Here is a 20635-nt window from a genome sequence, read left to right as displayed (position 1 = left end):
TTTACGTAATTGATCCATTTGGCACGCAAGAAACAATTCAAAACTGAAATGAAATCCGATAAGGACGGAATTCGATTTGCAACTCCTGAACCGGTTGCAGAGTACAGGGCAAAGAGATTACAATGTAAGGTGATAGCCGACATCAGTTGCGGTATCGGCGGACAGGCAATATATTTTGCAAAATGGTGTGACCATGTTTATGCAATAGAGATAGACCCAAAGAAAATAGCCTACGCTAAAAAGAATGCACAGATAATGGGTGTCAGCAACATAGAGTTCATCACCGGAGATGCGCTTTCACCAGAGGTAATAGCACAATTGCCAAAACTTGATGTGGTATTCTCAGACCCTGCAAGAGCCCCTACTGAAAAAGAAAGAAACATCGATAATCTGAGCCCACCCATACCTAAAGTTATGCAAGCATATGCTGAAAAATGTTCTAACTTTGCATTCGAAGCCCCGCCTCAGATATCTCCGGAAAAGATACCTTTTGATTGTGAAAAGGAATATATGTCCCTTGAAGGCAAACTAAATCGCCTGAATCTCTATTTTGGTAAGCTGAAAAAAGCTGATGTTTCTGCGATTGCATTACCAGGCAGCGCCATCATAAGAAAAAGTGACGAGAAAATAAATGCGAGTAGAACGGATAAACCCGGAATATATGCATATGAGCCAGAGGAATGTGTCACAAAAGCAGGTCTTCTTGAGCAACTGGCATTACACTTCAATGAGCCAGCAAATAACATCAACATATTTGAGATCGATGAAAAAAGAGTCTTAGTAAGCTCTTATCAGCCATTGGAATGCAAATTGTTCAAGAACAGTTATAAGGTCCTACAGGTCATGGAGTTTGATACCACAGAGATAAACTCATACCTGAAACAGAATTCTTTTGGAACAGTTATTATCAGGGCATCAATAGAACCTGAAAGATACTGGGAAACACGCAATGAACTGGAAAAAGAACTTGATGGTGAAAGGAAGGCACATCTTTTCCTAAAAGGAAATGATGCAATTTTGTGCGAAGTGCTGTATCATTGAAATTGCATTTCAAGCAATTCCTTTGTTCTTTTAATAAGTTCTTTCCTGCTAAAAGGTTTGGTGATATAATCATCTGCTTTTAAAACATGCAGACCAAGCATCTTGTCAAATTCCTGGCTTTTCACAGTAAGCATAGCCACAGGCAAACATGGCTCTTTTTCCTTTATTTTGTGAAAAGTTTCCCATCCATTCATATCAGGCATCATGATGTCAAGCAAAATGGCGTCAGGTCTTTCAGTAGCAATGAACTCAAGACATTCTAAACCACTTTTTGCTCCGACAACTTCGATGTCTTCAGCCTCCAAGATCAATTTTATGAGGTCAATGGTATCTGGCTCATCATCTACAACCATAACTTTGGGACACATAATTTACAGCTCCTGAAAAAGATATAAAATAATATTCTGTAGAGAATATATTACAGAACTATATAATTATTCCTCTTCGACCCAACCCAAACGCCTCATCACCATCTTAATCCTCGCCTTGACTTCTCGCTTGTCAAATGGTTTGGAAATATAATCATCAATACCAAGTTCCATTCCCTTTACCTTGTCCTCAATAGCAGTCTTGGCAGAAATCATTATTACAGGAATGTCGCTTGCTGCCTTACTCTTTTTAAGATGCTCTACAACCTCATAACCATCCATATCAGGCATCATGATATCAAGAAGAATAAGGTCAGGGAGTTCTTTTAAGGTAAGTTCTATTGCTTCTTCGCCATTGTGTGCCACAATGAAATCATAAGGTTCGCTAATAAGAGAGAGCTTCAACAATTCAGGAATATCCGGCTCATCATCAACAATCAGGATTTTTAGTCGATCCCGCTTAATCTTCTTCTGTATCGGTTCGAATTCGATCGAACCATCCTCAACAGAGTAACGGAAATCAAAATCCTTCAGACCAATCTCAGTGTGTATCTCCCCTACATTGGTAATCTCTATAACAACTTCAAAGAAAGAAGTTATAAGGACTTCTATTTCAGAAGGCAGGATGTTCCTGGAAAGCATCGACAGAATACTCCCATCAGACTCAGCTACCTTCTTTTCAATGAACTTGATGAAATTTTCGACTACCTGTATTGTGTCACTTGCCAGCACATTCATATTATCTATGATGAGCAGAGAATGCGGATTACTTTGAAAGATGTTAGATATATGCGAAGCCATCTTTGTATAGTCGGCAACTGAATTGCAATACAAGGTATCTTCATAATGCTGTTTACCGGGTGCATCGATATCAATGAAGAACATTTTGCCTTCAGTCCCTATATCAAACCCAAAATCTTCAAAACGAGTAAGTATCTTATCCCTGGAAGCGTTCAGACACAACCACACTACTGCCCGGTCAGAATCTTCTTTTAGTATATAAGACACATAAAAGTATACCAGACGCTCTATGAAACTGTCAACCGGAGCAAAGAATAATGCGTTCTTATTGGACAGTTCTTTCCTGATGGCTGTAAGGATTTCCTGCGTTTGAACATTCATTGACAAGTACCTTTTAATTTTGTTTAGTAAATATTATTAGTTTTATTTTCTTATTAATGTTTGGGAAGATAATGAACTTGCTGCACTAAAATAGTTATTTCATAGGAGTAAGACGAACCTGCGGATAACCATGAACAAATTCCATCTGAACTGCAAAAATACCGGTTTTAGGTACGACACCATACATAACAAGAGTTTTGTCAACGTTTTCAAATTTCCAGTGGGTTGTAGCCATATGAGCAACAGTTTCTGTTATTCTCTGCCCATGTTTCGTAACGGCAAGAACAACATTCTCAGTCGTCTTTGTAATAGATGCCATCTGCCCGATGATTGAACCAATGTTCTCCCACCCATAATTGTATTCCATACTGTCAAGACCCATATAATCAAGGATCGGAGAGCCATATTGCCGCATCATCTCATTCTTGGCCTTGTGGAACACATCCATATCTTTGTAAACATTTCCTGAAAATGGTTCAATGTAGGTAGGTATCCTACCTTTCAGGTCACGTATCTCAAATCCAACGAACTGTCCATGGAAGTGATTGTCACCTGTAAAAGGAAATATCATACGCTTTTCGGTTTCAACACTTGTACCTTCAGTAGGCATACTGAGAAGGCCGCGGCCCATGTTCAGGTGATTAATGAATGTCGGTAAAAGTAAACTGTAAAATGAATCACCTACACCACTTGTGATCTCGAATAGATTAAAGCTTCCTTTCTGGTAACCGCCTCCAAGTATCGCATCAAAATCACGGATACCTGTTGAGATCTTACTTTCAATAGGATCAGGCAATGGTTGTGGAACCTGGGTTTGTTCCGGGTATGATACTGTGAATGGTTTGAAGCTATTGAACTTACCACCATCGAGAGTAAAAGGATATCTTGACTGTGATAGCTCCACTCCGCGTATCTTGAGCAAATTAACCTTTCTGATATCATTATCTGATATATCCCTGATCTCAAGGGAAACAACACCATCTACCAGATAGTCAAGAGAAGTTACACCCGTTTGCTCGGTAATCATAATGAGATCTGCATTTACCTTTCTGGAAAAATCAAAGAGCAAACGCTCAAGCTCGAACTTGTTATCTTCCCAGTTTGCAGATCGCGTTGTAGCGATACTAAGTGAATCAATGGAATCCACAACGATTATTGGCTTGGATTCACTGGACTCCCATATCACTTTTATTCGGGATGCAAGCATCCGGAGGAAATCCTCATTGTTGTTGAAATCGCCCTCTATCCAGGGATATTTCCCATACTCTGAAGATTTATCGATACGTGGCGAGATATAGACACAATTGCCTTCTGAACACACTTCATCGAGTATACCAAAGACAAATGTCGTCTTTCCCGTCCCCGGTTTCCCTTTGACAAGAAGAGACTTGCCAAACTGGGATGAGAAGAACTCCTTGACCTCACCAGGTATCATTTCAAATCCTCGTATTAATTGCTATATTAGTTGCTTATCTGTTCTTCAAGCAGGTTGCGACCGCTTTCAAGGGCCTCATCTATCTTGCTAACATCAATACCGCCGCCACGGGCCATACCAGGCTTACCGCCGCCGCCGCCACCAACAACTGCAGACATTACCCTGACGATCTTGCCAGCATCCGCTCCGGCCTTCAATGCATCATCACCTGCAGCGCCTACGATCTTGACACCTTCAAAATCACTTGCCAGAAGAACTACCGTGTCTTTATTAGTGGTCAGCTCACCTGCGATTTTCACAAGTTCGTCGATATCAGCATTTGGAATAACCTTTGCAACAAGGCGAAGGCCACCTATGATGGCAGCTTCATTTGCCATCTGACTGACATGAACGTGCGCAAGCTCGTCTTTCAGCCTCTGGTTCTCTTTTTTGAACTCTTTCCATTCATTGAAGAAACGATCAATGGTAGATGGAAGATGTTCCGGCCTGACACGCAATGCATCTGCTGACTGGCTGAGATAGGATTCCATTTCCTGCATTGCCCTGACTGCTGCAAGACCCGCGGAATACTCAATACGTTCTACACCGTCCTGAATGCGTTCTGTTTTCAGCATCTTGATAGGACCGACAAGTCCAGTACTAACACAGTGAGTACCTCCACATGCCTCTATATCATCTGCTACTTTCAGCACACGGATAATATTTCCAGGAGGTACGCCTCCCTGATAAAGACCAAAACCATATTTCTTCTCGGCGTCTACCCTTTCCATCCATTCGGCAGTCACGCGCTGGTTATCCATCACAGTACGATTGGCAATGAGTTCTATACGATTCAGTTCTTCCTGGGAGATGCGCTTGTAGTGAGATATATCGAGACGGGCTTTGTCCACAAATTTCTGGGCACCTGCCTGCCATACATGGTCGCCAAGGACCTTACGTGCCGCATCGTTTACAATGTGAGTTGCGGTGTGATGGCATGCATGGGACATACGACGTTCTTCGTTTACTTTACCCAGAACCATGTCACCCTTTCGAAGATGGAGTTCATCCTCCATATCCTCTATGATATGTACGACCACGCCATTCACAGCCTGTACATCTATAACATTAAGGACAACATCCTCAACGACGATGGTACCGTGGTCTGCTGGCTGTCCGCCGCCCTCAGGGTAGAAGAGAGTACTGTCAAGCACAATATGATTGTCAAAGATATCCAGTACTACAGCCTCAAAGTTCATTCTCGTAGGCTCATCATAGAACAACTTCTTTGTCTTTGGCAGTTTTTCAACCCTGTCCGAGTAAGGGAATACTTTCACTACTTTTGGTTCTGCTTTGCTATGCCCTTCAGCAACAAGAGAATAGAAGTTATCAGGAAGATCCACATCCACACCGACTTCAGAAGCTGCCTGTTTTGATATCTCAGGAGGAATTCCGTGGCTGTCGTACATCTCTACCAGAGTTTCAAGAGGAATCTTTTCCCCTGCATCCTTGTAATGTTTAGCGGATTTCTGGATCATACGCTTTCCACGTTCCAGCGTATCAGCAAACTTCTGTTCCTCATGAGCAAGTATGTCATCTATTACATTGAACTTTTCCTGGAATTCCGGATACTCAGGAAGATTCATGATGTGCATTTTTACGATCTCGGATAAGGGTATGGTTATTCCCATATCCTTCATCATCCTCAGGGTACGGCGAAGCACCAGTCTTGCAAGATAACCAGCCTTCACGTTGGAAGGAATGATACCGTCTGCAAGCATGAATGTAAGGCAGCGGGTGTGATCGGTTATCGCATAGACACCCTCAACAGGTTCCATAATAGAGGACAGTTTCTCGACTGTTGTTCCAATGCTGGAAGCAACCTGTTTCCTTAGCTCAAAAAGATTGGCTTTTTCGCTCACATCCATAAGACCTGCCAGACGGGCGTTCTGAGAGAGGATGTTGGCGTATTCGGAATCGTCAAGTTCGTGTTTAACACCTGCAAGATCCATTATTTCATTTACAATGCCAGGGAAAACTGCATCATATATTGTAGGCGAACCTTTTGATGCCCACACCAATCTTTCAAGACCATAACCTGTGTCCACAATGTAGTTGTCCATCTTGCGATAGTTTTCACCTTTGATCACAATGTCGCCGTCTTCTGATTGCTGCATGTTCATGAACACAAGGGTTCCAACTTCAAGGCCGCCAATGAGAACTTCAACACATGGTCCGGCATTACCGCCACCAGCCCATGGTTCCTCTTTGTAAGTAACAGCCATGGGGTCTGCTCCAAGTGAATTAAGGAATTCATCACACAATTCCATAGTGCGGTCCTTCCAGTATATTTCATCACCAGGATTATTGAAAGCATGATGGGCCATCATTTCAAAAGTGGTCAAATGGCGACCGCTTCGGCCTACAGCATCAAGGTCAGACAGGCGTATACATGGCTGGGAGATCGTCAATGGATTCGCAGGTGGCGGAACCTCCCCAGAAGTCACAAATGGCTGAAAATCAGCAATTGAAGCAATTGTCAGATAAATGTCATCTCTCCATCTTGCAACTACAGGATACCTTTCGAGTCTTGTATGACCCCTCTCCTCGAAGAAATTAAGATAATATTCTCTCATTTCTGCAAGGTCGAACTTTTTCTTAAAAACAGGGTTTCCAATAAAAGAGTACGGATCACATGGAGCATCCCCACATGTCGCTCTTTCAAGATCACGAGTCCAGAAATGACTTCCACATTTAGAGCACTGTTTACGAACAAATCCGTTCTCAGAAAAAAAATCAAGCTGATACTCATCTTCAAGCATAACTATTCCAACTGAATGATTGTTTTAGTAAATTTATTCAAAGTTAATACATAGTCTAGTCTAATTTATTCTCCCAAGTATCGCCCCAATGATTAAAAACGTTTCTTATCAAACCAGTAACATTGTAATATTTAATTATTAGTCACAATATTTATGTGCTTATATATATATATACATCATGCATGAAGCCTACTGCCGCGTATTCAGCTAAAAAATAATGACAAATTATTATTTTTGTGGACACAAAACAAATATTTCATGCACATCATGAGAATTAATCCAACATCACCTTTAAGTGCATGGTCATAACCAGAGTATATTGGTGATGACCGATGGAATCAATGCGATATATGTCATTAGTATTCAGAGGGATTGTGGAAGAATATAATAATGCAGGAGTAAGACCATCCGTTTTTATGGATGGAGCCGGAAGCCTGCAAGTATACCTTTGCGATTCAATTATCGATGAGATGGACGAGGAATATGGAATCGATATGCAAACCGATTATGATGTGAATGGCGGACAGTTTACACAGACATATATCATGAACAAGATAGCCCCGGTCGAAACTCTCAAACACTGTCTTGAAAGTGAAACTACTCTTTGATCAGCAAAAAATTACAATTGATTAGGATCGTGGGGCCTGTAGTTAAAGTATAAGAACGGGAACGAGGGAACAGGCACCTGCCTACATTCATAGGGTGAAAACGATGGATTATAAAAAACTTCTGAAGGTACTCAAAAACTCAAAACATGTATACAGAGAGGACTACATTAAAAAGATATTCAGAAGTGCACATTATGACATTGGATTATTCGATGAACAACTAAATGAGTTCAACGAGACCCTTAAAGGCAACGATTCCGAACTTGCAAAGGAATACATGGACAGAACCATATTGGCACAGGTCATCGATGATGCATCCATACTGCTTGAAATAGTAAAGGACAGCCCATGCCTGAGCACTGAACAGAACGACAACATAACAAAAATGATATCCGATCTCGAGGAAATGAGTGCGAACATAGAGGTCCTTGAGGAAGTAAAAACACTTGCTGACATGTCTGAGCAGGAAGGTTTCTCAACATCCACGCACAGGAAAGACAGGATATATGCAAATGTTTGAATGCGCATTTATCCCATAGTTATCCCTTACTTTTTTACCCATTAATTTTAAGGCATGAGCTTACAATGATGTAAGCATGTCGAAAAATATATTAGTCACAAATGATGACGGTGTTTATTCTACAGGCATACATGCTGCCTACAAAAGTGTTGCTGACCTGGGAGATGTAACGGTTTCTGCCCCCATGATGCAACAGAGTGGCGTTGGTCGCTCAATATCTATTTTTGAACCACTCCGGATAACACAGACCACGATTCACGGAATTGATGTCAATGCCGTTGCCGGCACACCCACCGATTCAGTCATACTTGGAATATTCACGGTCATGAAACAAATGCCGGATCTAATTCTTTCAGGATTCAACATAGGAGAGAATATTAGTACAGATACGATCACCACTTCAGGAACCATAGGTGCTGCCCTAGAAGGTGCAAGTTATGGCGTACCGGCAATTGCTGCATCCATTCAGGTCATGGAAGAGGGCGATAAGTTCGATGACAACAGGGAATTCAAGCATGACTACGATGTGGCTATAAAAGTTGTCAACAGGATAGCAAAGAAAGTCCTTGAGCATGGACTTCCTGAGAAAGTGGACCTACTCAATGTTAATATACCACATCACGTCGAAAATGAACCTGAAATAGAAATAACACGACTTGCAAGGAAATTCTTCAAGACCGATGTTGAAGAGAGACGCGACCCCAGAGGCAGACCATATTACTGGATAGCAGGAGAGCTGCTTGTGGACGATGAAAAAGGGACCGATGTCCATGCCATAATGCAGAATGGAAACGTATCAGTAACACCGATCTCACTCGATGCGACTGCCCCGATAGACTTTTCAGAAATTGAGCACCTGCTGTAAAGCAGGTGTCAAAACAAATAAAAAGAAGAATTGAGATTATTGCTTTACTTTTATGAGAATCTCTTTACAATCCCTGTCCACACCATGCAGGGTTGTGGCTGCACCAACTACCGTGCTGCCAAGTATGGCCTGAACAAAGTGATTGATCTCAATGTTTTTTCCGTCTACTGTTAATTCAACTTCCATTTTTAAAACTCCTGTCAGTCCCTGCAAAAAGGAACGCGTTTGCTCACTGCCAACCTGAAAAGGTCAGGCAGTTCATCTTTGGTGGCGTTTAAGACATCCACCAGATTATTGTTTACCAGCAGACATGGTTTTAGCTTGCCGTCTGCTGAAACTCTTAGCCTGTTACAGTTTGCACAGAATTCAGTGTTATCCACCGGCCTGACAAACTCGACTTCTGCACCATTGATGATATATTTTTTCCTCTTGTGCAATTCACGGACCTGCACATCCGAGGAAACAGACAACAAAGACTTTTCCACCTCATTGGCATTGATCCTATATTGAGGAAGGTCCCTGAAATCCATGAGTTCGATCAGTTGCAACATCACGTCGCCACCGTAACCACGAGTAAAGTCCAGCATATCCTTGATCTCATCATCGTTGAGATCCTTCAGAAGAACCATATTCAGTTTAACAGGAGTAAGACCTGCATCAACTGCCGCATGGATACCATCAAGCACCCGGTCAAACATGCCCGTTGAACACTTGGCGATCGTGCGATATTTTTCAGGATCGAGGGTATCAAGGCTTATGTTCACCCTGTCAAGACCTGCATCTTTAAGAGAGGATGCCCTGTCCCTTAACAAAACGGCGTTGGTAGTCAGAGATATATCCCTCATATCCGGCAGGCGGGTAAGTGCTTCTTCAAGATCCTTCCTTAGAAGAGGTTCCCCTCCGGAGAGTTTCAACCGGTTTATCCCGAACTGTGAAGCCACCTCAACAATATTGACGATGGTGTCCACTGGCATCTCACGACTATGGCCAACATGGCCCTCGTTGTGACAGTAGATGCAATTCAGATTGCAACGGTCGGTTATGGACATTCTCAGACTCCTGACAGTACGTCCGTATGAGTCTGTGAGAACTTCCCCTGTTCCTGCGGAAGACATAGTACTTAGATAGACGTTATTTATTTAACTATTTTGAATGCTCGCCCGAGGGAATAACACATATATACAAACTGTACACAATTAACTCCATGACAAAAGCGGTGTTACTTGCAGGTACTAACAGCGGTGTTGGAAAAACAACGGTTTCCATGGGCATTATGGCAGCCCTGAAGAGAAGAGAAATGGAAGTACAACCCTTTAAGGTTGGACCTGACTACATCGATCCTACATACCATACAGCCATCTGCGGGAAGCCTTCAAGAAACCTGGATACATTCATGATGCAGGTAGACGGCGTAAAAAATACATTTTCCAGGTACTCTGAAAATGCAGACATCAATGTTGTTGAAGGAGTAATGGGACTTTTTGACGGAATGGGCTCAACTGAGATCGCAAGTTCCGCGCATGTTGCAAAGACTCTGGACATACCAGTCATACTTATTGTAAACGTACACGGGATGTCAAGAAGTGCTGCAGCTATAGTTAAGGGATTCTCAGAATTCGACAAAGACGTGAAGATTGCTGGAGTCATACTGAACAAGGTTGGAAGCCCAAGACATGCCCAAATGATCATTGACTCCATACCGGACATCCCTGTTGTAGGAACCCTGCCACGTAATAAGGATATAACAGTCCCATCACGCCATCTTGGACTCTATATGGCACATGAACAGGACTTTGATACGGAGAATCTGGCCGCTTTCATCGAAGAGAATATCGACCTTGATGCCATACTCTCAATTGCACAAACGGCCCCTGAATCCGAGAAGAGCACCGTGGAAGAGGAAAGAGAAACGGATATCAGAATTGGTATTGCATATGACAGTGCATTCTGTTTCTATTATCAGGACATGTTCGATGCTTTCAGAAGTGCTGGTGCAGAACCTGTTTTCTTCAGCCCGATAAAAGGAGAGCTTCCTGAAGTCGATGGCCTGTACTTTGGAGGAGGCTATCCGGAATTATACATGTCAGAACTTGAAAGTTCAAAGACTACAAAATCCCTGAAAGACCTCTCTGCAGAAGGAATGCCCATCTATGGAGAATGCGGAGGATTACAATACCTTTCCACCTCATACGATATAGAAGGAACAGTTTACAAAATGGCGGATGTCCTCCCTGCGCAGACTGTGCTGACAAAGAAACTCCAGGCATTGGGATACACAGAAGGACAGGCAAACGGAGACTTTATCAAGGGAACAATACGAGGACATGAGTTCCATTATTCCGTAACTTACTGCGACAATGATGCAAAGCTTGCATACGAAATGAAGAGAGGAAAGGGAATAATTGACGGCAAGGATGGCCTCACTGAACATAATGCACTTGCAAGTTATACACATGCACATCCTGCTTCTTTCCCTGTGAAGAGTTTTGTGGAAAAATGTAGAGAGTATAAGCGTTGCTAAGTGTTTGTGGATATTTAAGACGCTACCTTTATATGTATCACATGTTGTATTGAAAGTGCGTATTGTTAGGTCCTTGCATGAGAGCATGGCAGAGCCTATCAGTGATTGTACAGACAACCTCAATACGCTACACTGGATAGTGCGATAAAGCCTGTCACGAGGGAAACTGGGGTGGACAGCGGAAATTCCATAGGATGATATCCCGGAGTTAGTGCGTCAGACGACAGCATTATCCTATCCTCATTACCTGTTTTAGATATATCTTATTTGATGGTGTTATGAATGTCTTTTGAGGATGCTTTGAAAAAGGTTGATGCAGGAGTCATCATTGATATCGAAGTAACCCCAGGATCGAAGAAACTTTGCATTCCAAGTGGCTACAATCTCTGGAGGAAGCGTGTTGAAGTGCGTTTATCCCAGAGTGCCCAGAAAGGAAAAGCCAATGAACAACTTATATCCAGCCTTGCAGAACTATTTCAATTGAGATCCACGGACGTTTCTATCGTAAATGGCATGCATAATTCTAAAAAATCCCTTCTTTTAGAGAATGTAGAATATGATACAGTCGTTAGAATACTCAAGGATAGATTGCCGGAGCATGCGGATTAACTATCCTCTTTACTATTAAACCAAATACTTTCACCATGCTTGCCTTTGCTTAATATATTCAGATGACAATCTAGTATCTGAGGTGAAATACATGGATGAATATTTCGAAACTATGGTTGAAAGAGCCAGTTACTATGAACAATTTGAAGAATTCGTTCGTTATTACAAGTGAATGTTATCTCCCTGCCGTAAACCCCCTCCGATCCCGAAAGTTTGCTTTTCATTGCGGCAGGGTATTTACTTGTAAATAACTATTTTATTTACGCTTTTTATATATGGATGTTCAGATCTAAATTCAAAGGACAGTCTTTAATCTGATGAAGCGTAACCTTCAAGCAGAGTTTTAAAAAATATTTAGGGGACATTTTTATGGAAAGAAGACAACCACATTCTAAAAGGACATTAAAGGCCCCCCTAATCGTTTATGAAAAAAGACTGGAGATGATCGAGGAATTGTTGGCGCAATTACAGGAACTCGCCAACCAGGGTTCAATCATTGTTGTTGAGGGGAAAAGAGATATTATGGCCTTAAAGTCTTTAGGACTGAATGGAGACTTCCGTCTTGCCACCCATCATTCCCTTATTAATTTCTGTGAGGACATAGCAAAGAGTGATCAAAAGGCGGTCATTCTTACTGATTGGGATCGCAGGGGAAATCTGCTGGCTTCAAAACTTATAGAGAACCTGCAGTCTTTGGGGTCAAACCCTGAAACAAGACTACGTGACCTTATTGTATCCCTGGTCCAGAAAGAGATAAAAGATGTTGAAAGCCTTCCAAGCTACGTTAGAAAACTAAGAGATATAACCAAAGCTACAGATGTAAATGATACTTTCAGGTAAAGCCATTATTTTCAGTGGTGTTGAGGTTCGAAATTGCGCTCGAATTCAGGATATAGTTCAGACTTATCCATGAGTTCTTCATAGACTTCATGCCTGGGACTTACTATCACCACATGAGCAGGAGGATGTATTTTCCTTAACTTACTGATGGCAGCTCCTGCATTATTATCAAGCTCCACCAATGCTGCAGAATTGCATTTGGCCCTTAAGGGCACACCTGCAACACTAACCAACAGATTATCAGCATAAAGTGGCTCAATCCTTTTTGGCTTTGATAAAAACTTCATCCTACCATAATGCTCAAGGTCATGCAATGCAACATTGACTTTATCAGCATTATCGCCCCTGATGACAGCAAAAGATTTAACATCAATCCCCATACCAAAAAATCCCCTTGTATAATTTTTTCATAGGTATATCTCTTGAACTACGTTTTTAGGTTCCCGCACCCAATATGCTTGGATTTCCTAGTTTAATTATAGTTAAAACTTCTTAATGTAATAAAGTTTTCTATTCAGAGAAATATACAAGATTTTTTTAATCAAGGATCATTTGGCCAATTCTTTTGAACGGTTTGAGGATTCGATCACTGCATTCATGAAAGCTGCCCTTACACCATATTCTTCCAGAATACGGACACCACGAATTGTGGTTCCTGCTGGTGAAGTCACCATATCCTTAAGCTCGCCGGGATGCATCCCAGTCTCAAGTACCATTTTTGCAGCACCAATTACAGTCTGGGCTGCAAGGATAAGTGCACTGTTCCTGTCCAGTCCTTCGTATACAGCACCATCCGCCATTGCCTCGATTACAGGGAATATGTAAGCAGGACCACTGCCAGATAGACCGGTCACTGCATCCATCAGATTTTCAGATACCTGAATTGCGCTTCCAACGGAACGGAATATTGCAAGTGCATCCTCAGCATCTTCTTTTGATGCATTTTGACCCTGCGTGATAGCAGAAGCAGCCTCTGCAACAGTTGCAGCTATATTTGGCATAACCCTTACAACACGAGTACCGTCGTTGAATTCCTTTTCGATATCTTCCAGTTTGACACCGGCAGCAATAGAAATGACCAACTTGTCTTCAGTGACATCTTCCTTTATAGATTCTATCACTTTTCGGAGGATCTGTGGCTTGACTGCAAGGACAACTACATCGGAGTTAATGACTGTGACTTTATTATCTGTGGACACATTGATACCTGCATTCTGCTTCAATTCATCCAGAGATGGTTCATAAAGATCACTTGCATATACATTGGAAGGAGAAAATAGTCCTGAACCGCATATCCCCTTAATCAATGCGCTGCCCATTTTCCCGGTCCCTATAAATCCTAGTTTTTTGCCTTCCAGACTCATTTTATCACTTAAATTATCCTTATTTTCGTTTGATTGTTACAATATCGCCAAGTGTAGTACCACGGTTCAGACGGTCACCACTCCAGTCACTATCGCCACTCCTTTCAGTAAGCTTGATATCAAGGGCTTTTTCGATCTTCTGACGAATGTCATCTTCAGGAACAATTTCACCACGTTCGATCTTTTTGATCAACATTGCTTTTTCCTTGATCTTTGAAGCCAACTGGTCATGTGACCATTTCTTGCCTTCCCTGGCTTCCCTGATAACCTGAGCATAGTCGTCAACAAGTTCATCAACTACCATTTCAGGAGCTTTTTTAGGAGGTCTGCGAGTTCCGGAGGTCATAGGAGCACGGCTAACAGGTGCAACTTTCCTTGACACGGGGGCACGCTTGCCGGTTGCTTTCCCATATTGTGAACACCTTCCACATACGGTAAGTTCACTTCCATCAATACTAACTTTAAAAGAATCGCCTCTTATTTCAGCGCCACATATTTCACACTGCATAGATCTCAACTCATAAAGGGTCTAATCTCTTCTTTACGAAAGGGCTATATACCCTTTGCACTTAAATAGTATTCGGAGACACATGAGCGAGACTACTGACAGTGACTTTGAGCACAGAAGGTACGATTTTACCTCAGTGAACAAGGCAGACTATGACTATGTAGGTTCAGATAATGAGGAAGATTTTTCCAAGTATCTGCTTGACCGTATGAGACAGCTAGAATCCAGGAATAACCTCCTGAAAGAACAATGCGACCAGGTAGAGTCTGAAAAACGTTTTGTTGAGAGCCAGAAACTCAAATACGAACGCGAGGTCCGCAGATTACAGGCAGAAGTAGACCGTCTGAAAACCGTACCCCTTGTAGTTGCAACCATAATGGATGTTATAAGCGAGGAAAAGGTCCTTGTAAGGAGTTCCACCGGACCGCAGTTCATGGTAAACGTATCACAGTACCTGAATGAAGATTCACTTTTACCGGGTGTAAAGGTTGCACTGAATCAGCAAACACTTGCCATCGTGGAAGTAATCCCCACAAGTGAAGATCCTGCAGTTTCAGCAATGGAAGTACTGGAATCACAGGATGTCGACTATGAAGATATCGGAGGACTTGACTCACAGATACAAGAACTGATAGAATCCGTCGAATTGCCTTTGACAAAACCGGAATCTTTCACACGTATAGGCATCACCCCACCAAAGGGCGTTCTTCTCTTCGGCGAACCAGGAACAGGAAAGACCTTACTGGCAAAAGCTGTTGCACACAGAACCGAAGCCACATACATAAGAGTAGTAGGTTCCGAGCTGATACAGAAGTATATTGGCGATGGTGCAAAACTTGTCAGGGAACTTTTTGAAATGGCGAGGAAGAAATCCCCAAGTATTATCTTTATAGATGAACTGGATGCCATAGCTTCAAGGCGTCTGAATGATACAAACGGTGCAGACCGTGAAGTGCAGAGAACCCTCATGCAGTTGCTTGCAGAAATGGATGGATTTGACAACAGAGGCGATGTAAGGATAATAGCAGCCACCAACAGAATCGATGTGCTTGACCCTGCGATACTCAGACCAGGAAGGTTTGACAGGATTGTAAATGTACCTATGCCGGATGAAGGAGCCCGTGAGAATATCTTTAAGATACACACCCGCTTCATGTCAGTTGCAGACACCATTGACTTTAAGAAGCTGGCCAAACTTACCGAGAATGCAAGCGGTGCAGATCTCAATGCTATTGTCATGGAGGCAGGTATGCTTGCCGTCCGGTTCAATAAAGAGACTATCGGTATGGATGATTTCCTTGAATCCGTGCAGAAAGTAATGGCAAAGAAAGAAACTAAAACAGAAGTTCTTCCGGAAGGAATGTTCATTTAAGCTTTCCTGCTGGCAAGTTACTTCATTACCTTTTTTCATAATACTTTTTTGTGAAAGGATATTTTCATATAAAAGACGAGATTCGCATATTAGGAATAGACGATTCTGCACTCATAAGTGATACTATTACAATAGTCGGAGCTTTTTTCCGTGGCGGTATGTGGCTTGACGGCGTACTTCGCTCAGACATCAGCCGTGATGGCTTGGATGCCACAACCCGTATAATTGAAATGGTGCGTCAGAGTAAACATTTTCTGCAAATCCGGGTGATAATGCTTGACGGCGTTACCTACGGAGGTTTTAATCCTGTAGATATCATTCAGCTTAATGAAGAAACGAATATACCGGTAATTGTACTGATGAGAAACCTTCCGGATTTTGAAAAAATAGAAACGGCCCTTTCCCATCTTCCTGAAAAAGAGAAGAGAATGAAAATTATCAAAAAAGCTGGCAACATCAGCAAAGTGATTACAAAGGATGCATGCAACCCCGTATTTATCCAGTGCTGCGGGATTAAGCAGGAATTAGCTGCCAGAATTGTGAATATTTCATCAACGAGGAGCAATATCCCTGAGCCACTGAGAGTGGCTCATCTTATTGCAACAGGAATAGTTCTTGGTGAATCAAGAGGAAAGGCCTGATCATTTAGAACTGTTTACCAGTTCAACACCTTCATTCATCAAAGCATCTGCCCTTTCCTTTGTCTTTGATTCTGCAAATATGCGGATTATCGGCTCAGTTCCAGACGGCCTGATGAGTACCCACCCATCATCATACCATATTTTTACGCCGTCTGTTGTGTCAACTTCATTGTCCTTTGAGAGCACTTCCTTTTTGACCTGTTCCATGGTACTTTGAAGGTCTTCTGCCCTAACCTTGGTCTTTGAATTGAAGTATGCGGGCACACTTTGAGCAAGTTCAGACAACTTCTGCCCGTTTGCGATGATCTCCAGGAACTTTGCACATGCCATGGCACCATCACGGCAATACTGATGTTCAGGGAAAATAAGTCCTCCATTACCCTCACCACCAAAGACAGCGCCTGTATCCATCATCTTACGTGCAACGTTGATAGAACCAACAGCAGTCCAGATGAGTTCAACGCCTGCTTCCTTGGCAACATCAAGCATGCGTGAAGAGGAACTGACAGGAGTTACAATAGTTCCCGTTTTCCTTTCAAGCACATATTTTGCCATCATTGCAAGCAAGACCTCTTCCTCGATGAAATTGCCGTTCTCATCAAAGAATACTGCACGGTCCGCATCCCCATCCTGTGCAACTCCCATGCTTGCACCTGAACTCTTAACGATGTCCGCAAGCTCCGTAAGTACATCAGGCGTTGGTTCCGGATTTCTCCATGGGAATGTTCCATCTACCTGGCCATTGAGGGTCAGAACCTCACATCCAAGTTTCTGAAGGAGGAAGGGGAGCGTAACTGACCCGGCACCGCATCCGGTGTCTACTACGACCTTAAACTTCTTCCCGCGTATCAATTCGTGGTCTACAGAATTGATAATACCCCGCATGTAATACTCGTTGGCATTGCCATCATGACGTAAGTCCCCGGTTTTTTGCCAGGGTGCGGCGCTGAACTCTTTTGAATAGTATAACTTTTCTATTTCTTTTTCTGCTTCCCTTGATAGTTCAGTCCCGTCACCTGCAATCAGTTTTATTCCATTGTATTCCCGGGGGTTGTGAGATGCAGTTATAACAATTCCTGCGTCTGCATGTTCTTTCACATAATATTGAACAGATGGAGTAGGACAGATACCTACATCGATCACTGTAAGACCTGCTGAGAGTGCACCTGCTATTGCAGCGGATTTGAGCATCTCACCTGAAGCTCTTGTGTCCCTGCCTATAGCAACAACTCCGCTTGATCCCATATAGGTTCCCAAACTTCTTGCAACATCAATCGCCAGTTGAGGAGTTATGTATTCGTTCGCTATTCCCCTTACACCATTAGTTCCGAAAAATGCCATCCATTATCACCATTGTTAAAAGTATTATAAGTTATACGTCTGAATCCTATTTTACGTTTTGTGAGAATATGCTATTATATTATATGTCACATATTCTCAGCAAATGCTTAATGAAAAACTGGAATTATTAAAAAAAGATATCTCTGAGAAGGAAAGTGTCATAATTGCCTTTTCAGGTGGCGTGGACAGTTCTGTTCTTGCATCCATATCCCACGAAGTACTTGGAAAAAAGGCAGTTGCTGTAACAATCAAAAACCATTCATTTCCGAAAAGGGAACTGGAATGTACAAAAAGAGTTGCAGAAGAGATTGGTATTGCGCACAGGATCCTCTACGTAAATGAACTTGATTTTCCCCTCATAGCTGAAAACAGCCCTGATCGATGTTACCACTGTAAAAAAGAGATAATTGGTGTTTTAAATTCTGTAAGGGAAGAACTGGATTTTAATGTCATTATAGAAGGAAGCAATGCTTCAGACCTCAACTCTTACAGGCCGGGAAAAAAGGCAATCGACGAAGCAGGAGATAGTGTATATTCGCCCTATATTGAATTTGACGTAAATAAGGATGAAATTAGGCAGATCGCAAGAGAACTTGGACTTTCTGTTGCAGATAAAACCCCTTCCCCATGTCTGGCATCCCGTATTCCATATGGTGACGCTCTGACTGAGGAAGCCATCAAAAGAGCGGAAATGGCTGAGGATTTTCTTATCAAACTAGGATTCCAGGAACTAAGAGTGCGAGACCACAGAGGAATTGCCCGCATTGAAATTCTTCCTGAAGACATGAATGCATTGTTACAAATACGGGAAGATATTGCATCATACCTGAAGAAAATCGGTTTTAGTTACATTACTCTGGATATGGAAGGATTCAGAAGCGGAAGCATGGATGAAATATTATGAATCCTGAAGTCACAATCCGAAGAGCAGAACTCGAAGACGAAGTACATATTGAAGTGCTGATGTCCACCTATTTCCTGGACATCGAAGGCATTGCCGTAGAGGATTTTGTAATTGCGACCATTGATGACAAAGTTATTGGAGCAGCTTGCCTGATGGTAGAAAAAATACCAGAGGTTCACTCCATAGCAGTTCATCCGAATTATCGCGGAAAAGGAATTGGCCGTATGTTGCTTGATTATCTGATAACAGATATAGAAGGACAGGAATTCCTGTTTACAAGAACCACCTCACCTTCTTTTTTTGAAAAGCTAGGTTTTATCAAACTTGAGGATTCTGAAAAGAAAGAACTGTGGGAGGATTGTGCTGGATGCAACAGGTTTAATAACTGTAAACAATCTGTGTTGCGTCTTGAAATTAAGAAAAGGTGATATCGGTGCTGACATTAGGTATAGTTAATACGTATGATAAGATCAAAGTTCTGGATGCTCATTACAGGGCAATAGCAAGAGCTGCACCTATATGTTATGCATTTGGATTTTCACTTGCTCTTTTTGATTTTCCTTTTAAGATGACTGCAGATGAACTGGTAGAATACGTGGCGGATAAAACAACTATCGGAGAATCCGGTAAATATCTGAAGATGTTACATGAAAAAAAACATTTATTCGTTTTTGACCTGCCGAAAAAAGGATTCCAGTCACAGTTAGGTTCGGTAGTTGTGACAACTTCAAAACCGGAAAAGAAATTCTCTATCACACCAGAAGCCATTGCAGATGAGATAATACATAACAAGTCTTTCCTGATACTTGTGGGACTTGGACGCAAAGGGCTCCCCAAAGACCTATTTGGCCTTGCAAAGCATCACCTTGACATCACTTCCCAGGGAATTTCTCTTGAAACATGTACCGCAATTGGTTGTATACCTGCACATATCATGGGCATAGTTCATACTAAAAGCTCAGGAAAATAAGTAGGGAACTTTATTTAGTATCATATATATACTCTGTTGCATGCGTCTGAGCATTTTTTATTCAGGAGAATTTGGGAAGAAAGTTGTTGGCAACCTCGTTAATTCGGATAGTTTTTGTGTGTCGTGTGGTGAACTGTGCGACCACTGCCGAGAGCCAAGGGCGAGCTTTGCACCCATGATAGTTGGTCTTTTTGAATTACGCACAGACCTCCCGGATTTCGTCGAAGAACCCATGGAATATATACCTGATAATCTGCCCCTTTCTGACCTTATTATTGCCATTGACCTACATCCTGACCTGTTAACAGCGGTTCCTGACATTGCAGCAATGACCGGTGCAAAGGCCGCCATAATACCAGTAGACGATTCCCGCTTGGTGCCAGCAGGCCTGACCGAGCAAGTGAAAAATAAACTGGAATCACAGGGAGTGGAATGCGAATGTCCCAAACCATTCTGTTCACTCGACATTACAGGAAAGCCATTAATAGATGATTTCGTAGGTATGGGATTTGGACGTCCACTACTAAAGATCGAGACCGACCCTGTGAACGGACTTTTTACTCACGTGGAGGTCCTCAGGGATGCACCATGTGGTGCAACATGGTTTGTCGCAAAGAAACTGAAATGGTCAGACATCAAAGACTACAAAGAAACAATTTCAAGCGCCCATCACTCATATCCATGCACGGCGAGTATGGAAAAGGATGCACAGATTGGTGACACTATTCTGCATGAAGCAGGATACATTATCAGAAAAAGCGTAGAAGAAGCAATGGAATAAGGTTGTTTTAAAAAATAAAATTTA

At 42.2% G+C, this 20635-nt stretch carries 23 protein-coding genes; 13 read left to right on the top strand and 10 right to left on the bottom strand.

Annotation, left to right across the window (positions count from 1 at the left end; genetic code table 11):
- Nucleotides 1-18: 18 nt before the first annotated feature.
- Complete coding sequence (locus RE476_RS12660) at nucleotides 19-1041, top strand: methyltransferase domain-containing protein (RefSeq protein WP_309307999.1); 1023 nt, start codon at nucleotides 19-21, stop codon at nucleotides 1039-1041.
- Here RE476_RS12660 and RE476_RS12655 read toward each other — a convergent pair.
- The 4 genes from RE476_RS12655 to alaS form a co-directional block, all read right to left on the bottom strand.
- Nucleotides 1035-1409: a response regulator transcription factor gene (locus tag RE476_RS12655; RefSeq protein ID WP_309307998.1), complete on the bottom strand. Its 375-nt coding sequence runs from the start codon at nucleotides 1407-1409 to the stop codon at nucleotides 1035-1037. The two genes, RE476_RS12660 and RE476_RS12655, sit on opposite strands and share 7 nt — an antisense overlap.
- Before the next feature lie 66 nt (nucleotides 1410-1475).
- A complete protein-coding gene (locus RE476_RS12650; protein ID WP_309307997.1) occupies nucleotides 1476-2531 on the bottom strand; it encodes a response regulator transcription factor in 1056 nt (351 codons plus the stop codon).
- Between the two features lie 94 nt (nucleotides 2532-2625).
- Complete coding sequence (gene gvpD / locus RE476_RS12645) at nucleotides 2626-3966, bottom strand: gas vesicle protein GvpD P-loop domain-containing protein (RefSeq protein ID WP_309307996.1); 1341 nt, start codon at nucleotides 3964-3966, stop codon at nucleotides 2626-2628.
- Nucleotides 3967-3992: 26 nt separating this feature from the next.
- Nucleotides 3993-6767, bottom strand: coding sequence for an alanine--tRNA ligase (gene alaS / locus RE476_RS12640; protein ID WP_309307995.1), 2775 nt, complete (start codon nucleotides 6765-6767; stop codon nucleotides 3993-3995).
- 374 nt (nucleotides 6768-7141) lie between these two features.
- On the opposite strand from alaS, the gene RE476_RS12635 reads away from it, so the two are divergent.
- The 3 genes from RE476_RS12635 to surE all read left to right on the top strand — a co-directional run bounded on the left by RE476_RS12635 (nucleotide 7142) and on the right by surE (nucleotide 8760).
- Nucleotides 7142-7375, top strand: a complete 234-nt coding sequence (locus RE476_RS12635; protein ID WP_309307994.1) for a hypothetical protein — start codon at nucleotides 7142-7144, stop codon at nucleotides 7373-7375.
- Nucleotides 7376-7478: 103 nt separating this feature from the next.
- The gene (locus tag RE476_RS12630; RefSeq protein ID WP_309307993.1) at nucleotides 7479-7895 is read left to right on the top strand and encodes a hypothetical protein; all 417 of its coding nucleotides are present in this window, start codon (nucleotides 7479-7481) and stop codon (nucleotides 7893-7895) included.
- Between the two features lie 76 nt (nucleotides 7896-7971).
- Entirely contained in the window at nucleotides 7972-8760 is a 789-nt protein-coding gene (gene surE / locus RE476_RS12625; protein WP_309307992.1) for a 5'/3'-nucleotidase SurE, read from the top strand.
- A gap of 36 nt (nucleotides 8761-8796) precedes the next feature.
- Here surE and RE476_RS12620 read toward each other — a convergent pair whose 3' ends face one another.
- Nucleotides 8797-8946, bottom strand: a complete 150-nt coding sequence (locus tag RE476_RS12620) for a hypothetical protein (RefSeq protein WP_309307991.1) — start codon at nucleotides 8944-8946, stop codon at nucleotides 8797-8799.
- Nucleotides 8947-8960: 14 nt separating this feature from the next.
- Entirely contained in the window at nucleotides 8961-9875 is a 915-nt protein-coding gene (gene moaA / locus RE476_RS12615; RefSeq protein ID WP_309307990.1) for a GTP 3',8-cyclase MoaA, read from the bottom strand.
- A gap of 89 nt (nucleotides 9876-9964) precedes the next feature.
- On the opposite strand from moaA, the gene RE476_RS12610 reads away from it, so the two are divergent.
- The 3 genes from RE476_RS12610 (at nucleotide 9965) to RE476_RS12600 (ending at nucleotide 12730) form a co-directional block, all read left to right on the top strand.
- A complete protein-coding gene (locus tag RE476_RS12610; RefSeq protein ID WP_309307989.1) occupies nucleotides 9965-11281 on the top strand; it encodes a cobyrinate a,c-diamide synthase in 1317 nt (438 codons plus the stop codon).
- Between the two features lie 282 nt (nucleotides 11282-11563).
- Entirely contained in the window at nucleotides 11564-11890 is a 327-nt protein-coding gene (locus tag RE476_RS12605) for a DUF167 domain-containing protein (protein ID WP_309307988.1), read from the top strand.
- 369 nt (nucleotides 11891-12259) lie between these two features.
- Nucleotides 12260-12730: a toprim domain-containing protein gene (locus tag RE476_RS12600; RefSeq protein WP_309307987.1), complete on the top strand. Its 471-nt coding sequence runs from the start codon at nucleotides 12260-12262 to the stop codon at nucleotides 12728-12730.
- A gap of 11 nt (nucleotides 12731-12741) precedes the next feature.
- Here the strand turns inward: RE476_RS12600 and RE476_RS12595 are convergent, their stop codons facing one another.
- From RE476_RS12595 to RE476_RS12585, 3 genes are all read right to left on the bottom strand, one after another.
- Nucleotides 12742-13110, bottom strand: coding sequence for a DUF356 domain-containing protein (locus tag RE476_RS12595; protein ID WP_309307986.1), 369 nt, complete (start codon nucleotides 13108-13110; stop codon nucleotides 12742-12744).
- Nucleotides 13111-13278: 168 nt separating this feature from the next.
- On the bottom strand, nucleotides 13279-14094 hold the full coding sequence (gene proC / locus RE476_RS12590; protein ID WP_309307985.1) for a pyrroline-5-carboxylate reductase: 816 nt from the start codon (nucleotides 14092-14094) through the stop codon (nucleotides 13279-13281).
- 19 nt (nucleotides 14095-14113) lie between these two features.
- Nucleotides 14114-14602 carry a multiprotein bridging factor aMBF1 gene (locus RE476_RS12585; RefSeq protein WP_309307984.1) on the bottom strand — a complete coding sequence of 163 codons (489 nt, stop codon included), beginning with the start codon at nucleotides 14600-14602 and terminating at the stop codon, nucleotides 14114-14116.
- Between the two features lie 82 nt (nucleotides 14603-14684).
- Here RE476_RS12585 and RE476_RS12580 point away from each other — a divergent pair, with 82 nt between their 5' ends.
- Both RE476_RS12580 and RE476_RS12575 read left to right on the top strand, forming a co-directional pair.
- Entirely contained in the window at nucleotides 14685-15974 is a 1290-nt protein-coding gene (locus RE476_RS12580) for a proteasome-activating nucleotidase (protein ID WP_309307983.1), read from the top strand.
- A 50-nt stretch (nucleotides 15975-16024) separates the two neighbouring features.
- Nucleotides 16025-16615 (top strand): endonuclease dU, encoded by a 591-nt coding sequence (locus RE476_RS12575; protein ID WP_309307982.1) that lies wholly within the window; start codon nucleotides 16025-16027, stop codon nucleotides 16613-16615.
- Here RE476_RS12575 and glmM read toward each other — a convergent pair whose 3' ends face one another.
- Nucleotides 16616-17956, bottom strand: coding sequence for a phosphoglucosamine mutase (glmM, locus tag RE476_RS12570; RefSeq protein ID WP_309307981.1), 1341 nt, complete (start codon nucleotides 17954-17956; stop codon nucleotides 16616-16618).
- 103 nt (nucleotides 17957-18059) lie between these two features.
- Here glmM and larE point away from each other — a divergent pair, with 103 nt between their 5' ends.
- From larE to RE476_RS12550, 4 genes are read left to right on the top strand one after another with little or no spacing between them, the layout of a single operon-like run.
- Nucleotides 18060-18860 (top strand): ATP-dependent sacrificial sulfur transferase LarE, encoded by an 801-nt coding sequence (gene larE, locus RE476_RS12565; protein WP_309307980.1) that lies wholly within the window; start codon nucleotides 18060-18062, stop codon nucleotides 18858-18860.
- Nucleotides 18857-19288, top strand: a complete 432-nt coding sequence (locus RE476_RS12560; protein ID WP_309307979.1) for a GNAT family N-acetyltransferase — start codon at nucleotides 18857-18859, stop codon at nucleotides 19286-19288. Before larE ends, RE476_RS12560 begins: the two co-directional genes overlap by 4 nt.
- A gap of 5 nt (nucleotides 19289-19293) precedes the next feature.
- The gene (locus RE476_RS12555) at nucleotides 19294-19830 is read left to right on the top strand and encodes a DUF531 domain-containing protein (protein WP_309307978.1); all 537 of its coding nucleotides are present in this window, start codon (nucleotides 19294-19296) and stop codon (nucleotides 19828-19830) included.
- 40 nt (nucleotides 19831-19870) lie between these two features.
- The gene (locus tag RE476_RS12550; RefSeq protein ID WP_309307977.1) at nucleotides 19871-20611 is read left to right on the top strand and encodes a DUF166 domain-containing protein; all 741 of its coding nucleotides are present in this window, start codon (nucleotides 19871-19873) and stop codon (nucleotides 20609-20611) included.
- Nucleotides 20612-20635 lie beyond the last annotated feature (24 nt).

It is taken from the genome of Methanolobus mangrovi (assembly GCF_031312535.1).
In the GTDB taxonomy this organism is placed as follows: domain Archaea; phylum Halobacteriota; class Methanosarcinia; order Methanosarcinales; family Methanosarcinaceae; genus Methanolobus; species Methanolobus mangrovi.
Note: the sequence above shows the minus strand (reverse complement) of the source record. Positions and strands in the feature narration are given on the sequence as shown.